2 protein-coding genes are annotated in these 1,015 nt (G+C 60.3%); one reads left to right on the plus strand and one right to left on the minus strand.

The window, feature by feature from the left end:
* Positions 1 to 294, minus strand: a 294-nt coding sequence (locus AiwAL_RS20295) for a transposase (RefSeq protein ID WP_316044814.1), incomplete at its 3' end; no start/stop codon positions are given.
* Positions 295 to 368: 74 nt separating this feature from the next.
* Between AiwAL_RS20295 and AiwAL_RS20300 the strand changes: the two genes are divergently transcribed.
* Positions 369 to 929 carry a metallophosphoesterase gene (locus AiwAL_RS20300; protein ID WP_262313505.1) on the plus strand — a complete coding sequence of 187 codons (561 nt, stop codon included), beginning with the start codon at positions 369 to 371 and terminating at the stop codon, positions 927 to 929.
* The last annotated feature ends 86 nt before the right edge of the window (positions 930 to 1,015 follow it).

A 1,015-nucleotide genomic window follows, 5' to 3' on the forward strand; every position in this document is an offset into this window, starting at 1 on the left:
CTGGGTCAGATGGTATATGGCCCGAAACCACGTCCGCAGTGGCAATTTGGTCGCGGCGAAAATCGTCCCCGCGATCGGCGAGGTCTGCCGGCGGCATTTCGTGCATTGAAACAGGCCCCGCGTCTTCACCTCGCTATGAGACCGTCCACCACAAACCGGGCAGGAAAAACCATCGCGCCACCGGGCCGAGATCACCATGGCACGGCATTGCTCCTCCGTGCCGTACAATCGATCAAATTCAGCCTCGCTCAGCCCTCGCTGAAACTGCACCGCATTCCGAGCCATCGATTTCATCCGCTCACAGCATCATGTCTCTGTTTTGTACCGCTCTGAAAGTGGCTGATCAAGATGGGTAAGCAGGTATCCTATTGATCGCCCAACTGACTGACCTTCACATCTGCGCCACCGGCCGGCTAGCGGCACGGGTCGTGGAGACGAACATGCTGGCGGAGCGCGCATTCCGGACGCTTGCTGCGCTCCGTCCGGTGCCGGATCTGCTGGTGATCTCGGGCGATCTCACCGAGAACGGGCTGGAGGAGGAATACCGCAATTTCGTTCAGTTGATCGAGCGCTACGCGCGGATGCCGGTTTACTTGATCCCCGGCAACCATGACCGGCGCGCAGAATTCCGCAAGATAATCGGTCATCTGCCTGGGGTGTGCGACCATCCCGATTTCATCCAGTATGCGGTGGAGGATTTTCCGGTGCGCCTAGTCATGCTCGACACGGTGGTGCCGGGCCACGCATATGGCGCGATGGATGGCGGGCGGATGGGATTCCTCGACAGGACGCTGGCCGCAGCACCCAATCGATCGACGATGATCGTCCTCCATCATCCGCCATTCCGCTGCGGCAGCAACAGTATGGACATCCTTAATCGGTATCTGCTCAACCCGGCAGGGGGTCGATCGGCAGTGATGCTCCGGTGACGGCGTTTTTGATGGCGGTGTAGGCATCAAGGCCGTGTCGCGCGGCGGTCCCGACGACGGATCGGACGTTGGCGAAGAAATCGGCG

Origin of the sequence: Acidiphilium sp. AL (assembly GCF_025499445.1) — a bacterium.
GTDB classification, from domain to species: domain Bacteria; phylum Pseudomonadota; class Alphaproteobacteria; order Acetobacterales; family Acetobacteraceae; genus Acidiphilium; species Acidiphilium iwatense.